The following is a 16,190-nucleotide window of genomic DNA, read 5'->3' as shown; positions in this document are numbered from 1 at the left end:
GCGGTGGGCCAGGTTTTTGCCCTCGCAGTCTAAGCCGCAGGAAACCTGCACGCCAATTGGCGACAATGCGGAATCCTTTGCCACCAACTCCTGCCCACGCCATGCAATTCGCCGACCGCCTGAACAACGTAGAAACCTCCGCCATCCGCGAACTCTTCAAGCTGCTGGGCAAGCCCGGCATCATCAGCTTTGCGGGCGGCTTCCCTGACAGCGCCATGTTCGACGTGGAGGGCATCCGCGCCGCCAGCAACGCCGCCCTGGCCGAAGAACCCGGCGCCGCGCTGCAATACGGTGCGACCGAGGGCTACAACCCGTTGCGCGAACAACTGGCCGCCTTCATGGCCAGCAAGGGCGCAAAGGACGTGGCCGCCGACAACCTCATCGTCACCACCGGCAGCCAGCAGGCACTGGACCTGCTGGGCAAGACGCTCATCAGCCCCGGCGACAAGGTGATCGTGGAAGGCCCGACCTTCCTGGCCACCATCCAGTGTTTTCGACTGTATGGCGCCGAACTCATCAGCGCGCCCATCGATGGCAACGGCGTGAAGACCGATGAGCTGGAAAAGCTCATCGCCGAGCACAAACCCAAGTTCGTCTACCTGATCCCCACCTTCGGCAACCCCAGCGGTGCCATGATGAGCCTGGAACGCCGCAAGGCCGTGCTGGAGATGGCCGTCAAGCACAACACCTTGATCGTCGAAGACGACCCCTATGGCGACCTGTACTTTGGCGACGCGCCGCCCCCCAGTCTGCTAAACCTGTCGGCCACCGTACCCGGCAGCCGCGATCTGTTGGTGCACTGCGGCAGCTTGAGCAAGGTGCTGTCGCCCGGCCTGCGCGTGGGCTGGATGATTGCCCCGGCCGAGTTGTTGGGCAAGGCCACCATGTGCAAGCAGTTCAGCGATGCACACACCAGCACCTTTGCCCAGGCCACGGCCGCGCAGTACCTCAAGGCCGGCCGCATGCCCGCCACGCTGGCCCATGTGCGCAAGGTGTACGCCGAGCGCGCACAGGCCATGGGCGATGCGCTGCGCAAGGAGCTGGGGGACGCCATCGAGTTTGTGCAGCCCCAGGGCGGCCTGTTTGTGTGGGCGCGCCTGACGGGTGCTGGCGGCAAGGTGGCTGACGGCAATGTGCTTGCCAAGCGCGCGATTGAAAAGGGTGTGGCCTTTGTGCCCGGCACGCCGTTCTTCTGCGCCAATCCCGACCACGCCACCTTCCGCCTGTCGTTCGCCACGGCCGATGTGGACAAGATCCGCGAAGGCGTGGCGCGCCTGGGCCAGGCCATCTGAAGCGTCGATGTCTGACGCCAACGATCTCGCCAACGTTCTCCAGCGCCTGGAAAGCCTGGAGATCAAGGCCAGCTTTACCGAAGACCTGCTGGACCAGTTGAACATGACCATCTACCAGCAACAGCAACTGATCGACCGGTTGACGCACGAGGTCATCCAGTTGCGCCAGCAGGCGCCCGAAGGTGGCTCGAACGGCCCGCGCAACCTGCGCGACGAGCTGCCGCCGCATTACTGATCGGATCGCTCGGTCTACGCCCTGACGGACCGCCACGCTGCGTCCGCCAGCTCTGCGCGGTACGTGGTGGGCGAGGGCAGGCCGCCCTGGCCTGCATTGCCTGACAGCCACGCCCTGCAATAGCTCTGCACCGGCCCCATCACCAGCGACGGCATCAGCTCGCACGGCAGGTTGCGCAGCGCGCCCGATTGGCGGTGGGGCTCGAACCAGGCCACCAGGGCCTGGTTGCGGCGCCGCGCGGCTTCGGCCAGGTCGGGCGTGCGCGGGCCAGCGGCCACGGCGCCCCGGGACTGGAACATGAACCGGGCCCGCTCTGGCTGCGCCACCACCCAGTCCAGATAGCCGGTGACCAGGGCGTGCACGCCCGCCTCTACGCCCTGGGCGGCATCGAGCTGCGCCTGCACGCTGCGAGACTGGTCGTGAAAGATGTCAAAGAACAGCGCCGCCACGATGCCGTCGCGGTTGCCAAAGTGGTGATAAATGCTGCCCACGCTGGCCCCGCAGCGCGCACGCACGCCGTCGATGGTCACCGCGTCCACGCCCCCTTCGGCCGCGCAGGCCAGGGCGGCGTTCAGGATGTCCTGGCGGCGGTCGGTGGGGGCTTCGGCAGAGGATGAAGTGGGAGGCGGGGAATTGCGGCTTGCCATGGAACTGGATTCTAGAATAAAGTTCTAGAAAATACTTCTAGCCCACGCTCCTTCCATGCATTCTTCCTCCATTGCCGCCCCTGCGGCCGCTGCCTCTATGCCCGGCGCCGCCCTGTACCCGCACCTGCTCGCCCCCCTGGACCTGGGGTTCACCACCCTCAAGAATCGCGTGCTCATGGGCTCCATGCACACGGGGCTGGAGGACGGGCGCGACCTGTCTCGCATGGCGGCGTACTTCCGCGAGCGGGCCGAGGGGGATGTGGGCCTGATCGTGACGGGTGGCTTTGCGCCCAACATCGCGGGCTGGGCCAAACCGTTTGCGGGCACGCTGGCGACGTCTGGGGCGGCCAAGCGCCACCGCGTGGTGACCGAGGCCGTGCACGAAGCGGGCGGCAAGATCGCCCTGCAGATCCTGCACACGGGCCGCTATGCCTACCACCCGCTGGCGGTGGCGCCCTCGCGGCTGCAGTCACCCATCTCGCCGTTCACACCGTTCGCGCTGTCGGCGCGCGGGGTGGAGCGGCAAATTCGTGCGTTTGTGAACTGTGCCGTGAAAGCGCGCGAGGCGGGCTACGACGGCGTGGAGGTGATGGGATCGGAGGGCTATTTCATCAACCAGTTCCTGTCGCAAACCACCAACCTGCGCACCGACGCCTGGGGCGGCGACTACAGCCACCGCATGCGCCTGCCGGTGGAGATCCTGGCCCGCATGCGCGAGGCCGTTGGCAAGGACTTCATCATCATCTACCGCCTGTCGATGATCGACCTGGTGCCCGGCGGCAGTGCGTGGGACGAGATCGTCACCCTGGGCAAGGCCGTCGCTACGGGCGGGGCCAACATCGTCAACACCGGCATCGGCTGGCACGAGGCGCGGGTGCCCACTATTGCCACCAGCGTGCCGCGCGCAGCGTTTGCCTGGGTCACGCAGAAGATGAAAGCCGAGTTTGCGGCGGCGGGCATTTCCACGCCGCTGGTCACCTCCAACCGCATCAACACGCCCGAGGTGGCCGAGCAGGTGCTGGCCGATGGCTGCGCCGACATGGTGTCGATGGCGCGGCCACTGCTGGCTGATGCGGCGTTTGTGAAAAAGGCTGCGCAAGGCCGGGCAGACCGCATCAACACCTGCATCGCCTGCAACCAAGCCTGCCTGGACCACGTGTTCCAGAACAAGACCAGCAGCTGTCTGGTGAACCCGCGTGCCTGCCACGAGACCGAACTGGTGTACCGCCCGGTGTCGTCGCGCAAGCGTGTGGCGGTGGTGGGCGCAGGGCCTGCGGGCCTGACCGCCGCCACCGTGGCCGCCGAACGCGGGCACGAGGTGCATCTGTTCGACGCCGCGCCCGCCATCGGTGGTCAGCTCAACATGGCCAAGGTGATTCCTGGCAAGGAAGAGTTCCACGAAATGCTGCGCTACCTGGCCACGCGGGTGGAGGACACCGGCGTGCAATTGCACCTGAACCAGCGCGTGTTGGCCACCGACCTGGCGGGCTATGACGAGGTGGTGATTGCCACGGGTGTGGAGCCACGCGACCCGAAGATCCCCGGCCAGGACCACCCCAAGGTGCTGAGCTACATCGACGTGCTGCGCCATGGCAAGCCGGTGGGTGAGCGCGTGGCCATCATCGGCGCGGGCGGCATCGGCTTTGACGTGGCGGAATTCTTGACACATGGCGACCACCCTTCCACCACGCTCGATCTGCTCGCCTGGAAGGCCGAGTGGGGCATCACCGACCCGGCCGAGGCGCGCGGTGGTCTGGCGCCCAGCGGCCCGCGCGTGACGCCCCCTGCACGGCAGGTGACGCTGCTGCAGCGCAAGAAGGGCAAGCTCGGCGCGGGCCTGGGCAAGACAACGGGCTGGATCCACCGCACCACGCTCAAGATGAAACAGGTGCAGATGGTGAGCGGCGTGAACTACGAGCGCATTGCCGACGAGGGCCTGCTGGTGTCATACGGCGACAAGCGCGAAGACCCCACCTGGATTGCGTGCGATACCGTGGTGCTCTGCGCCGGGCAGGTGCCCCTCTTCAGCCTGGCGCAGGAACTGGAGGCTGCCGGCCGCAAGCCGCACCGAATTGGTGGCGCGCTGGAAGCGGGCGAGCTGGATGCCAAGCGTGCTATCGATCAGGCGGCGAGACTGGCGGCGCGTTTGTGAGGTGAGTGCGGCCAGAATCTAAGAAAAATTGGCTGCTAGCGCTTGATAGGTAAGCGCTGGAAGCTATTATTTTGATAGTAAATGGCTGCTGCCTGGCTATACGCCTTGATGCGTGGCAGAGCCCTCCAGCGCGTTGAACACCCGCAGCGCTGCCCACGCATCGTTTGCTGCGTAGATCAGTTGGGCCTCAGTCAGCCGGGCGTTGGCCCAGTTCGATGTCGCGGCTTTCTTGGACTTGATGAAGCGCTTGTTGAACAGCACGGCCACGGCGCCTTTCACGCCCATGTCTTTGCGGTAACCATGCTGGCGGAACACGGTGTTGAGCTCCAGCACATCGGCTGGTTGCACGCCCAGTTTGTGCTGGATGCGTTTGGTGTCATCCCCCAGCCCAAAGCCCGCCTTGGTCACGCCGCGCAGTGCCAGCAGCTCGGCCACGCGGGCACGGCAACCGGGGTCGTGCAGCTGAAACACCCAGGCGGTTTCCAGCGTGGCCAGCTGCACGATGTGGGGCCCGTCGGACTGTTCGCCCTGCACAAAGGTGGGTTTGGATTCGGTGTCGAACCCCCAGGCGCTGGCCGCTGCCAGGGCATCACAGGCCTTGTCGGCCTGTTCTGGGGTGGCAACGAGGCCGATGCGGTCCGCGCCCAGGCGCTCGAAAGGTTCCAGCAGGGCGATCTGGTCTTTGTCGGGGGTGCTGCGGTGGGCGGTGCGCGAAGGCGGGTGGGTGCGCTGGGGAGAGGGAGATGCCGTCATGGGCCCATTGTGCCGTGCCAGCTTGGGAACCCCGCTGTGCCCCGCAAAGGGGATACGGTGCGTTTACTGCAGCCACCGCTCTCAGCGCTTGCCCGCCTTGCGCAGGCGGGGCATGTCGGCAAGGTGGGCCAAGGCCTTTTCGCAGTCAGCCACCGTCAACGCCTCCCGTGCAGCCAGCCAGCCCACGCCAAACCAGGCCCGCGGGTCCGTGGCAGCGATGTCGCTGTACAGCACGCGGGCCACACGTTCATCGCCCAGCCGGCCCAGAGCCGTCAGCGCAGGCTGCAGGCTGGCGAGGAACGATTCCCCCTCGGCGTCCAGCGCAGGCGCGACAAATTCCGTCAGGTAGCGCAAACGCTTCAAGCGCTTGCGCAGGCGGTGTTGTTCCTCCACCGGCAGGGCGGCAAAGTCTTGGGAGCCTTGGCGCACCTTGGCGTGCAGGCGGCGCAATCGCTTGTGCAGCAGGCGGCGGGTGTCCTTCGTGTCCAGGGCTTCTTCTGCGGCCGCCGGCGGGGCGTCCTCGCCCTGGGCCGTGAACGCCATGAGGGCGATCAACGCTGCCTGGAATGCTGGCATGCGCACGATGGCGGCGGCGGATGGGGCGGGGGCGTGCCCCGCCGCCACAATCACATCCAGGGCAGGCGCACCCGCATCGCGCAGATCGGCAACGATGGACTGCAGGGCTTGGCCCTGGTCGCGCAGTTGGCCCAGGTGCTGGAACACCTCCACCAGCGGCGGCTCCCAGGCGGGGTCGAACGCGCCGGGTGCCAACGGCGCCAACTCGCGCAAGGCGGTGCGTAAGCGGCGGATGCCGATGCGCAACTGGTGCACATGCTCTTCATCGCCCCCGCCTTCCACGATCTCGCTGGCGTTGGCCAGGATCTGGTGGAGGCAATGGGCCACTGCCGCGCGCTGCAGCGCGCGCCCGTTCAGGAAGTGCTTTGGGAGGCCATTGGCCTTCATCGGGGTGGCCTTGGTGGCGGGCCGGGCCCACTGCGGGGCCAGCAGACGCTCGCCTCGCTCTGCCTTGGACACCGTACTCAGAAACAGCCTATGCCGCGTGGCCCACCGGGTGGCGATGGCCGCCAGGCCCGCCAGCGGGCCGGCCTTGAGTTCCAGCTCCAGTTCGCAGATGCGGGCCTCTTTCTGCTGCGGCGTGCCGCGATGGGCGATGACCCGGCCGGTGTCCAGAGCCAACTCCACCACACCGCCCTTGAAGGCGATGTCCCGTGTCACGCGGTCCATCTCGGTGCCGTAGGTTTCGGTCAGAGGGCCGCTGGCGGCCCGCAGAGCACCCAGCAGCCGTGTGCCCGCCACGGTGCCTGCGTGCAACTCAGGCTGGGGCTCTGGGGCAGGGCTTGTGACGTGGCCCCGGTCCACGTTGTGCTCCTCGCGGTCCAGCGGTCCGTTGCCCAGGGCCTTGACGGTTTGCACCCACTGGTCGCCCTCGCGGCGCAGCCGAAAAGCAATGCCACGCGACGACAGCGCTGCATCGGGCGTATCGAAGTAGCGGGCCTCCATACGGATGTGCGCGTGTGTGCCCCTGCGCGCGGCGGCCTGCACCGCAGCCAGGCGCTCTGGGGGGATGCAGAACTTGAACTCGATTTCCATGAAGACGGCGCCTGGTGATGGGGGCGGCAGAGCCTGCCGGTGAAAGATTAATAGAAATCCCAGTGATTGATTTTAAGGGCGGAAACCATAAGTGCCGGATTATTGCTGCAAGGGTGCGGACGATGAAATCAGGCTCATGCCCAGCGGAGTGCCATTTTTATCGCGGATGGAGGTAATTGCCTTGAAAGCAGATGCCTGAACCCGGTCTGGTAATCGAACAAAATTGTTTTCATGGACGAGGGTATCGCCATTGAGAAACGACCAGATAATGAATTTGAGGGCCAGGGTGGTTTGCTCTGGATTTTGAGTGATTTTGGGGAACACCACAAACGTGCCCATGGTGATGGGCCACACGGCTTTGCCGGGTTTTTGTGTCAGCGTATTGTGGAAGGCCCCGGTGGCTGGCCACTCGCTGTTGGACAGTGCGGATTTGAAAGCGTCGATGGAGGGTTTCACAAAAACACCCTCGGCATTTTTCATCTGCACCGATGCCAGGCCATATTCGGCCACATACCCAAAATCCACATAACCGATGGCACCCGCCGTGTCGCGCACACCCTTGGCCACCCCATCGCTCCCCTTGAAGGCCAGAAATCCTTCGGGCCATTGGATGCTGGTCTTGGCCCCGTGGGAAGCCTTCCATTTCGGGCTGACCTTGCCCAGGTAATCGGCGAAGTTGTAGGTGGTGCCCGAGCCGTCGGCACGCACCACCACCTTGATGGGCATATCGGGCAGCGGAGTCTCGGGGTTCAGCGCGGTGATCTCGGGGGCATTCCAGCGGCTGATTTCGCCCAGGAAGATGCGGCTGAGCACCTCGCCCGTCAGGCGCAGCTGTGCGTTTTGGACTTTGGGCAGGTTGACGATGGGGCTGATGCCGGTGATGGCCACGGGCAGTGCGAGCAAGCCGTGTTCGATGAGGTCCTTGTCAGGCGGGTAGACATCGGTGGCGCCGAAGCCCACGGCCTGTTGCTGGATCTTTTTCATGCCTGCGCTGGAGCCCACCGGGTCGTAGTCCACCCTGGAACCGGTGGCTCTGGCGTAGGCCTTGGCCCAGCTGCGGTAGATGGGGGCTGCGGCCGACGAGCCCGCGCCCGTTACGGCTTGTGCCCTGGCCTGGTCCGCCTGTAGCAGTGCAAGTGCCAGCATGAATACGGCATAGATATATTTCATGGATTTTTGTGTGTTGGTTTTAATTAATAAGGATGCGGCTGTGAAATTCTGACCATGGGCCTATGCCCGGCCGGGACATCGGAGTGATTTATGAAGTCTCAGCTTGTCAAAGCGGCGCCGATTTTAACCACTGAAATGAATGGGGAATGTTTATCCCATCGTCATTATTTTGTCACTTGAAACAATTAGTATCAGCCGCGGCAGACGTAGACCTTGCTGGCAAGGCGTGCGCGCCAGCTGATGCGGTGGCAATGACCCCGGCTGCCCACCCAGTGAACCTTCATGAGAGATTCAGATGCTTCAAAAAATCAAGATTGGCACCCGGCTGGCGCTGGCGTTTGCAGTGCTTTTGCTGCTGATTTCTGCACTGGCTGTGGGGGGCATCGGCGGTGCCAAGCGCCTGACCGAGCGCAGCGCGGCGCTGTATGGTGACCGCACGGTGCCCCTGGGCGTGCTGGCAGAGATCAGCCACCTGACGCAGCGCAACCGGGTGCTGGTGATGGACATGCTGATGGACCCGGGTACCAGCAACCTGCAGGCCAGCCACGCCGCGTTGACTGCCAACGTGGAGCGCATCCACACGCTGTGGACGGCGTATTCCGGCAAGGCGCTGGTTGCTGAGGAGCAAGGTCTGGCGCAGGCCTTTGCCGATGCCAATGCCACCTACCTGGACAAGGGTCTCATCCCGGCTGCCTCGGCACTGGTGACAGGCAAGTACGACGATGGTTCCGAGCTTTATATCAACCAGATCCGCCCCAATGCGGCCAAGGTGCAGGACGCCATCGAGAAGCTGGTAGCCCTGCAGATCAACGTGGCGGCGGCAGAGTTTGCCGGCGCACGGGAGATGAGCAACACCATTCACTGGTGGATGCTGGCGGCCACCGGGCTGGCCCTGGTGGCGGGGGCTGCGATGGCGTGGGTCATCACCCGCTCCATCTCGCGCCCCTTGCGCCAGGCGGTGGTGCTGGCCCGCACGGTGGCGGGTGGCGATCTGAGCGCACAGATCGATGTGCGCGGCACGGATGAAACCGCAGAATTGCTGGGCGCCCTGCGGGAGATGAACCACCAGCTGGTGCGCGTGATCACCGAGGTGCGCTCCAGCACCGAGACGGTGGCGCAGGAGGCCGTGCTGATTGCGGGCGGCACCGAAGACCTGGCGCGCCGTACGGAGGTGCAGGCGTCCAATCTCCAGGAGACGGCCGCCTCGATGGAGCAGCTCACCATCACCGTGCAACACAACACCGATAATGCCCACCGCGCCACCGAGCTGGCCCAAGAGGCCGCCAAGGTGGCCAACGAGGGCGGTAGCGTGATGCGCGACGTGATCACCACCATGCAGGAGATCAGCGTGCAGTCGCAAAAGGTCACCGACATCATCAAGGTGATTGATGACATCGCGTTCCAGACCAACCTGCTGGCCCTCAATGCGGCGGTGGAGGCGGCCCGCGCAGGTGAGCAGGGACGCGGCTTTGCCGTGGTGGCGGGCGAGGTGCGTGGGCTGTCCCAGCGCAGCAGCACGGCCGCCCGCGAGATCCGGGGCCTGATTGCCGCCAGTGTGCGTGGTGTGGAGCGCGGATCCACCTTGGTGGGACAAGCGGGCGAGAGGGTGGCCAGCACTGTGCAGCGGGTGGGTGAGGTGGTGGCGCTCATCAGCGAGATCAAGGACGCGGGGCAGGAGCAGGCCCGGGGCATCGCACAGATCGGGGAGGCCGTGCGGCAGCTGGACGCCGCCACGCAGAAAAATGCCGCGCTGGTGGACGACAGTTCGTCGGCATCCACCGGCATGAAAAACCAGGTCCGGCGCCTGCTGGAGGTCGTTCACCAGTTCAGGCTGGCGCCTGACGGCGCTGGGGATGCCTTGGCAGCAGGCTATCGTGGTACGCAGCCGCTGCTTGCCCTGCCCGCAGGGGCTTCATCCCCCAAGCAATTGTCCCTGGCACCCCGCTGACTGGACGCACAGGCCCGGTGCGGTGCAGGTCATCAGATTCTTTTGCTGTGGGGAAGATGCTCCATGAACCGCACAGATGTACTCATCGCCATTGCCGAGATTGCGCGGACGGGCGGTGCCTCTGCGCCCGAAGACGCCATCTCGCAGCTGGCCGTGATCATCGATGGCCTGGAGCTGTCGAGCAGCGGCTCTGAACAGGTGATGGAGATGCTGCTGCGGATTGCCGCCTGCCTGTGGAACCTGCAGCAGGAACGCATGCGTTGGTAAGGCGCAGCCGCAGATAGGTTACTCGGCTACTTGGCCATTCGGCTGTTTGCCCAAGGGTTCCAGCGAAGCGATCTGGTCGCGCCCCTGGTTTTTGGCCAGGTACAGAGCCTGGTCGGCGCGGTCGAGCATGTCGCGCAGGCTGCGGTCTGCCTGGTGGAAGGTGCTCAGGCCCAGGCTGGCCGTGATGCCGTAGGCGTGGCCTGCCTCGTCGCTCAGCTGCAGGGCGCGAACGCCGTGCAGGATGCGTTTCGCCACTTCCAGGCCCTCGTCCATGCTGGTCAGCGGCAGCAGCACGCCAAACTCTTCGCCGCCCAGGCGGCCCACGGTGTCGCTGGCGCGCAGCTGGTTTTTGACGGCCTGCGCAAACGCCACCAGGGCGCGGTCGCCTTCCAGGTGGCCAAAACGGTCGTTGATGGATTTGAAATGGTCCAGGTCCAGCATCAGCAGCGTGAGCGGCTCGCCATTGCTGCGTGAATGGGCATACACCGACTCCGCACATTCCAGAAATGCGCGGCGGTTGGCCATGCCGGTGAGCATGTCGGTGGTGGCCAGGCGCTGCAGCTCGCGCTCCAGGTTCTTGCGCTGCGTCACGTCGCGGTAAATGCCCTCCACCCCTGCGAAATTGCCAGCATGGTCGTACAAGGCGTGGCTGCTGATGGAGATGTCGATCACGGTGCCGTCGCGCCGCACCATCTGGCCCGGAAAATCCGACACCTCGCCATGCTCCATGATGGCGGCCTTGAACGCGTCGCGGTCAGTGCTTTGCGGGTAGTACGACTCGGCCGTGCGGCCCTCGATTTCGTGGGGCTCGTAGCCCAGCACCCGGCGCACGCCAGGGCCCACATGTTGCACGATGCCCTGGGCATCGGTGCGGTAGTAGACGTCCTGCATGTTCTCAAAAAGGCGACGGAAGTTCTGCTCGCTCTCGCGCAGCTGGGCCTCGATCTCGCTCTGGTGGGTCATGTCCAGACCACACATCAGCACGGCGGGGGCTCCGTTCCATTCCACAGCTACGCTGCTGATGAGCACCATGCGCAGGTTGCCCTGCAGTGTGCGGATGCGAAATTCAGACGATTTGTTGGGCCGCCCGCCCTGTTCGGGCACAGCGACCTGCTGGATGCGGTTGGTAGAACGCACCTGATCCATGGGATGCACAAAATCGCCCGAGAGGCGGCCTATCAGGCTATCGGTGCTGGGCGCTTCCAGCAGCGCCATGCTGGCAGCGTTGGCAAAGCGGATGGCGCCCTCCTGCGTGACGAGCACGGCCGCTGGCAGTGTGTGCAGCAGACTGAGGTCGTGGAACATCGGGCTTGGCGGTAACCAAAAGTAATGCACCATTGTGGCACTGGGGTGCCCGGCTGGGAATCCATATCTGTCACAGGCGGTACCATCACCCATGAGAAAAACTTTCCAACTCCATGTTGAAGGCAAGAACCGGGACCGCGTTCTGGATGCCGTCAAGCACGAAATCCGCAAGTACATCAAGCGCGAACGGCGCCGCGACCTGCCCGAAGGCGCTGATTTTTGGGACTTTGACTGCCAGTTTGGTCCCACCAAGGAAGACGCCACCGTGGCGCACCTGTCGGCCTTGACCGGGCTGATCAACGGTGTGGCCGCTGAGGGCGGCGCGCAGTTCTATGTCGAGATTCTGGCCAAGCCCGCCAAGCGCACGCCACGGGCGCCGGGCGAGCCGCAAGGCGCTGATGAGGATGGCATGGACGAGGGCGACGAAGAGGTCTGAAACTCAGGCTGCTTGGGCGGCCGCCCTTCACGGCGCTTCCAAAGGCTCCTTTCAGGAGCCTTTTTTGTGGGCGGCGGGGGGCGCTTCGGTAACTGCAGCCGCTGCTGCGCGCAGCTTGTCCTTTTTGCTGGGCCGCTTGCCCTTGATGCCGCCGGTGCCCTGGGGATCTGCGGATGACGCGGGCGCAGGGGCCTCGGTGGGTTCAAAACCCGCAATGTGTTCGCGCGGGATGGTGAGGTGCTGACGTTTTTCGATGAGGCGGAAATGTGCTTCGGCATCGGCCGTCACAAAGCTCACGGCCACACCGCTTTCGCCCGCGCGGCCCGTGCGGCCGATGCGGTGCACATAGTCCACGGCCGAGCGTGGCAGGTCGTAATTGACCACCGCAGGCAACTGCGCAATGTCGATGCCGCGTGCGGCCAGGTCGGTGGTCACCACCACCTGCCAGCGTTCATCCTTGAACTCCTGCAGCACCTGTTTGCGCGCGCCCTGGCTCAGGCCGCCGTGGAAGGGCGTGGCAAAGATACCCGCTTTGTAGAGCTTTTCGGCCACATGCTCGGCAGCGTATTGCGTGGCCACAAACACCAGCACGCGCGACCAGTTGTGTTCCTTGACCAGATGGCGCAGCAGTTGGGTGCGGCGCACGGCGTCCACCGCAATGGCCCGTTGCTCGATGGCCGGTTCGTTGCCCGGCGTGTGGGGCACCTCCACGCGCAACGGGTTGTTCAGCAGGCCATCGGCCAGCGCTTGCACGGCGGCAGGGAAGGTGGCCGAGAAGAACAGGTTCTGCCGCTGCGCAGGCAGCAGCGCCAGCACGCGCTGCAGTTCTTCGGCAAAGCCCAGGTCCAGCAGGCGGTCGGCCTCGTCCAGCACCAGGTGCGCCACGGCCGACAGGCGCAGCGCTTTGTGGTCTACCAGGTCCAGCAGGCGGCCCGGCGTGGCCACCACAATGTCTGCGCCGCCACGCAGGCCCAGCATTTGCGGGTTGATCGAGACGCCGCCGAACACAATGGCCACTTTCAGCGGCTGCTGCAGGTGCTGTGCCAGGCTGCGCAGCACCTCGCCCACCTGGGCGGCCAGCTCGCGCGTGGGCACCAGCACCAGGGCGCGCACCCGGCGTGGGCCGCCGGTGGCGCTCAGCTGCAGCTGCTGCAGCAAGGGCAGGGCAAAAGCGGCTGTCTTGCCCGAACCCGTCTGGGCGGCTCCCAGCAGATCAGCCCCCTGCAGGATGGCCGGGATGGCCCCCGCCTGGATGGGCGTGGGCGCTACAAAACCCGCTTTTTCTGCAGCGTGGACAAGGGCAGGGGACAAACCGAGGGAGGCAAAGGGCATGGAGGCAGCGCTGGGGCGGCGTTGAAAGGGGGACGCACAACAGCGCGAACGGTGGGAAGGGATGGGGCGATTGTCGCCGCAGTTGCTGCCGAAGCCCCTGCACGCGCGCCAGGCAGTCAAGGCCGTGGTGCGCAGGGCCTGGCTGCGCGCGCCATCACCCTGATAATTGGGCCACCGGCGGTTCGCCGGTTTTTCCTTTGTTTCCTAAGCACCATGGCCCTCACCCTTGACTCCTCTGCCATCACCCACGGCATCCAGCTGGCGGTGGCCCCCGTGTTTTTGCTCACGGCCGTGTCCGGCATGATTGGCGCTGTGGCGGGCCGGTTGGCCCGCATCATCGACCGGGCCCGCGTGGTGGAAGACCGCGCCCGCGCCAACACCGAGCCCGAGTTTCTGGCCCGCGCCTACAACGAACTGGCCGACCTGCGGCTGCGTGGGCGGCTGGCCAATGGCTGCATCGGGCTGCTCACGTTCTGTGCGTTCCTGATCGGCATCACCATCATCCTGCTGTTCCTCGGCGAGACCACCAACTTCCAATCCAACCGGCTGGCCGTGGCGGGTTTTCTGGCGGGGGTGGCGTCGTTTTTGCTGGCGCTGGTGTGTTTTCTGACCGAGACCATGCTGGCCACCCGGCTGCTCAACTTTCACATGCTGCAGCAAGAGGTGGAAGGAAAAAAGCCATGAAGTCGTTGGCTGACCTGGGCGGCTTGGTGTATTCCACCGAGTCCGGCCGCATGTGCCCCGGCTGCCGCCAGCCCGTGGCGCAGTGCACCTGCAAGCAGAACAAGCCTTTGCCCACCGGAGATGGCATCGTGCGGGTGTCGCGTGAAACCAAGGGCCGGGGCGGCAAGGCTGTGACCCTGGTCAAGGGCGTGCTGGTGGACGCGGCCGCACTGGAGCAGCTGGGCAAGCAGCTCAAAGCCGCCTGCGGCAGTGGCGGCACGGTGAAAGATGGCGTGATCGAAGTGCAGGGCGACCATGTGGAGCGCGTGATGGCCGCACTGCAAAAGCTGGGCCACAAGGTCAAGCGGGCCGGCGGCTGAGGAGGCTGGGGCGATGGATTCGGAGAAACTGCAGCGCCTGGTCACCACCGAGATGCCCTACGGCAAATACAAAGGCACGCTGCTGGCCGATCTGCCCGGCAACTACCTGAACTGGTTTGCACGCGAGGGCTTTCCCAAAGGCGAGCTGGGGCAATTGCTGGCGCTGATGCACGAGATTGACCACAATGGGCTGTCGGACCTGCTCAAGCCGTTGCGAGGTGCCGGTGCTGCAGAGGCCTGATCCGCAAGTCACCTGCTGTGCCCGGTTGATCCGGGTGCTTGTGCCTTGTCGGGCGTCGGCCACAGTCCACTGGAGCGCCACAGCATGGTGACGATCATCGCCAGCGCAATCAGCAGCGGGCGCACCACGCCGGCGTCCAGTTGCCCGTTGGTCGCGGCCTGCAAAGGGCCGACCACGTAGCGCAGCATTTCGGGCAGGGCCGCGAGCAGCACGGCGCCCAACACCACGCCCGGGATATGGCCCATGCCCCCAAACACCACCATGGCCACGATGAGCACGGACTCGTTCAGACTGAAGGCTTCGGGCGAAACAAAGCCCTGGAAGGCAGCAAACATTGCACCGGTGATTCCGCCAAAGCTGGCCCCCACGCCAAAAGCCAGCAGCTTGAGATTGCGGGTATTGATGCCCATGGACCGCGCGGCAGTCTCGTCGTCGCGGATGGCCATCCAAGCGCGGCCAATGCGTGAATCCTGAAGGCGCTGGCAAATCACGATGGTGATCAGCACCAGAGTCAGGAACAGGTAGTAGTAGAGGGTGACGGAGGCTACTTCGTGGCCTGCCACGACCAGGGGCTGGCCCAGGTCCACTCCCAGGATGCGGACCGGGTCAATCAGCCCCAGGCCCTGGGCGCCGTGGGTGATGTTGACCGGGTGGCCCAGGTTGATGACCAGCAGGCGCACGATCTCGCCAAAGCCCAGCGTGACCACCGCCAGGTAGTCACCGCGCAGCCTCAGCGTGGGCGCCCCCAGCAGCATGCCCAGGATGGCGGCCAGCGCCGCGCCCAGCGGGATGGTCACCCACCAGGGGGTGTGCAGCCCTTGCGGGAACAGCGCCGCGATCCAGGCAAAGTGGTCGGTCAGGTGCGGTGAGGTCAGTAACGCGAACAGGTAGGCGCCCAGGGCGTAGAAGGCGACGTAGCCCAGGTCCAGCAGGCCCGCATAGCCCACCACGACGTTCAGGCCCAGCGCCAGCATCACGTACAGCAGGCTGGTGTCTGCGACACGCACCCAGTGGTGTCCGAGGCTTTGCAGCACCAGGGGCAGCAGGAGCAGTATGGCTGCCAGGCCTGCGCGCCTGGCATGCCGTGCGGAGAGCGTTTTCATGGGCAAGGATGGGTGATGGCGCGGTGCATGAAGCGCCATTGGCCCTGCAGCGCGGCGGGCACCTCGGTGCCTTCGTAGGCCGCACAGTCGGTAAAGCCGTGGGCTTCGTACAGACAGTGCGCAGCCTGCATGAACAAGGCGGTGTCCAGGCAGATGCGGGTGTATCCCCAAAGACGGGCGTCGGCGAGCAGCCTGCGCAGTGCGGACGACCCGAGCTGCATGCCCCGGTAGGCAGGGCGGACATACAGGCGCTTGATCTCGGCGGTGTTGCCGCCCAGGCTACGTAGGCCACACATGCCGGCGGCTTCGCCATCGACCTCCATCAGATAGAAAACGCTGCCCGGTGTGCGCCCGGCGCAGAGCGCCTGAATCACGTCGGCGTTGCCTTCAGTGTGGAGCCGTCCCGCATCGCGGGTGGGAAGGGCGGAAAAGCTCCGCGCCATCTCGCCGTATACCCAGCCCAGGTATTCAGCTTGCAGGCCAAGCAGCGAATCGTGGACAGCACAGGGACTGCCGACTGCGGCGCGAATGAACAACGGAGTGGGCATGGTGCGGGTTTTGTGGACTTGGCAAAGGTTAAACTGGCCTGAATGGTGGAAAAAGTAACTCCCATTCCTTTCATTGCGGACCAAATCGCTTGAATTGACCGTATCAA

The 16,190-nt window shown here is 65.1% G+C and carries 17 protein-coding genes; 9 read left to right on the top strand and 8 right to left on the bottom strand.

Annotated elements, in window-relative coordinates; all coding sequences use genetic code 11:
• Window positions 1-101: 101 nt before the first annotated feature.
• Both ACODS0_RS12755 and ACODS0_RS12750 read left to right on the top strand, forming a co-directional pair.
• Window positions 102-1,292, top strand: a complete 1,191-nt coding sequence (locus tag ACODS0_RS12755; protein WP_488835336.1) for an aminotransferase-like domain-containing protein — start codon at window positions 102-104, stop codon at window positions 1,290-1,292.
• 7 nt (window positions 1,293-1,299) lie between these two features.
• Window positions 1,300-1,527, top strand: a complete 228-nt coding sequence (locus ACODS0_RS12750; protein WP_015014770.1) for a SlyX family protein — start codon at window positions 1,300-1,302, stop codon at window positions 1,525-1,527.
• A gap of 14 nt (window positions 1,528-1,541) precedes the next feature.
• Here ACODS0_RS12750 and ACODS0_RS12745 read toward each other — a convergent pair whose 3' ends face one another.
• Complete coding sequence (locus ACODS0_RS12745) at window positions 1,542-2,174, bottom strand: TetR/AcrR family transcriptional regulator (RefSeq protein ID WP_121419647.1); 633 nt, start codon at window positions 2,172-2,174, stop codon at window positions 1,542-1,544.
• Window positions 2,175-2,271: 97 nt separating this feature from the next.
• Between ACODS0_RS12745 and ACODS0_RS12740 the strand changes: the two genes are divergently transcribed.
• Window positions 2,272-4,326: an oxidoreductase gene (locus tag ACODS0_RS12740; RefSeq protein ID WP_488835430.1), complete on the top strand. Its 2,055-nt coding sequence runs from the start codon at window positions 2,272-2,274 to the stop codon at window positions 4,324-4,326.
• A 96-nt stretch (window positions 4,327-4,422) separates the two neighbouring features.
• Here the strand turns inward: ACODS0_RS12740 and ACODS0_RS12735 are convergent, their stop codons facing one another.
• From ACODS0_RS12735 to pstS, 3 genes are all read right to left on the bottom strand, one after another.
• A complete protein-coding gene (locus ACODS0_RS12735; protein ID WP_488835333.1) occupies window positions 4,423-5,079 on the bottom strand; it encodes a 3'-5' exonuclease in 657 nt (218 codons plus the stop codon).
• Between the two features lie 81 nt (window positions 5,080-5,160).
• Window positions 5,161-6,690: a CYTH and CHAD domain-containing protein gene (locus ACODS0_RS12730; protein ID WP_488835331.1), complete on the bottom strand. Its 1,530-nt coding sequence runs from the start codon at window positions 6,688-6,690 to the stop codon at window positions 5,161-5,163.
• 99 nt (window positions 6,691-6,789) lie between these two features.
• On the bottom strand, window positions 6,790-7,860 hold the full coding sequence (pstS, locus tag ACODS0_RS12725; RefSeq protein WP_488835329.1) for a phosphate ABC transporter substrate-binding protein PstS: 1,071 nt from the start codon (window positions 7,858-7,860) through the stop codon (window positions 6,790-6,792).
• Window positions 7,861-8,155: 295 nt separating this feature from the next.
• Between pstS and ACODS0_RS12720 the strand changes: the two genes are divergently transcribed.
• Together ACODS0_RS12720 and ACODS0_RS12715 are read left to right on the top strand one after the other, a co-directional pair.
• On the top strand, window positions 8,156-9,808 hold the full coding sequence (locus ACODS0_RS12720) for a methyl-accepting chemotaxis protein (protein ID WP_488835327.1): 1,653 nt from the start codon (window positions 8,156-8,158) through the stop codon (window positions 9,806-9,808).
• Window positions 9,809-9,871: 63 nt separating this feature from the next.
• Complete coding sequence (locus ACODS0_RS12715) at window positions 9,872-10,075, top strand: hypothetical protein (RefSeq protein WP_055402288.1); 204 nt, start codon at window positions 9,872-9,874, stop codon at window positions 10,073-10,075.
• A gap of 18 nt (window positions 10,076-10,093) precedes the next feature.
• On the opposite strand, the gene ACODS0_RS12710 is transcribed toward ACODS0_RS12715, so the two are convergent.
• Entirely contained in the window at window positions 10,094-11,380 is a 1,287-nt protein-coding gene (locus tag ACODS0_RS12710) for a sensor domain-containing diguanylate cyclase (protein WP_488835325.1), read from the bottom strand.
• Between the two features lie 91 nt (window positions 11,381-11,471).
• Here ACODS0_RS12710 and ACODS0_RS12705 point away from each other — a divergent pair, with 91 nt between their 5' ends.
• Window positions 11,472-11,816, top strand: a complete 345-nt coding sequence (locus ACODS0_RS12705) for a DUF6172 family protein (RefSeq protein WP_218299443.1) — start codon at window positions 11,472-11,474, stop codon at window positions 11,814-11,816.
• Between the two features lie 51 nt (window positions 11,817-11,867).
• Here the strand turns inward: ACODS0_RS12705 and ACODS0_RS12700 are convergent, their stop codons facing one another.
• Window positions 11,868-13,148, bottom strand: a complete 1,281-nt coding sequence (locus ACODS0_RS12700; protein WP_121506891.1) for a DEAD/DEAH box helicase — start codon at window positions 13,146-13,148, stop codon at window positions 11,868-11,870.
• A 213-nt stretch (window positions 13,149-13,361) separates the two neighbouring features.
• On the opposite strand from ACODS0_RS12700, the gene ACODS0_RS12695 reads away from it, so the two are divergent.
• The 3 genes from ACODS0_RS12695 to ACODS0_RS12685 are packed head-to-tail and all read left to right on the top strand — an operon-like array spanning window position 13,362 to window position 14,432.
• Window positions 13,362-13,832, top strand: coding sequence for a DUF2721 domain-containing protein (locus tag ACODS0_RS12695; RefSeq protein WP_121506890.1), 471 nt, complete (start codon window positions 13,362-13,364; stop codon window positions 13,830-13,832).
• Window positions 13,829-14,191 (top strand): translation initiation factor Sui1, encoded by a 363-nt coding sequence (locus ACODS0_RS12690; protein WP_487262477.1) that lies wholly within the window; start codon window positions 13,829-13,831, stop codon window positions 14,189-14,191. Before ACODS0_RS12695 ends, ACODS0_RS12690 begins: the two co-directional genes overlap by 4 nt.
• 13 nt (window positions 14,192-14,204) lie before the next feature.
• Complete coding sequence (locus ACODS0_RS12685; RefSeq protein ID WP_431152600.1) at window positions 14,205-14,432, top strand: DUF3820 family protein; 228 nt, start codon at window positions 14,205-14,207, stop codon at window positions 14,430-14,432.
• Window positions 14,433-14,440: 8 nt separating this feature from the next.
• Here ACODS0_RS12685 and ACODS0_RS12680 read toward each other — a convergent pair whose 3' ends face one another.
• A complete protein-coding gene (locus ACODS0_RS12680; protein WP_488835320.1) occupies window positions 14,441-15,535 on the bottom strand; it encodes a branched-chain amino acid ABC transporter permease in 1,095 nt (364 codons plus the stop codon).
• Window positions 15,532-16,083, bottom strand: coding sequence for a GNAT family N-acetyltransferase (locus ACODS0_RS12675; RefSeq protein ID WP_488835318.1), 552 nt, complete (start codon window positions 16,081-16,083; stop codon window positions 15,532-15,534). The genes ACODS0_RS12680 and ACODS0_RS12675 overlap by 4 nt, the downstream gene beginning before the upstream one ends.
• Between the last annotated feature and the right edge of the window lie 107 nt (window positions 16,084-16,190).

Source organism: Acidovorax sp. FG60, from assembly GCF_057808995.1.
The sequence above is the reverse complement of the archived record's forward strand: the minus strand, read 5'-3'. Positions and strand labels throughout refer to the sequence as shown.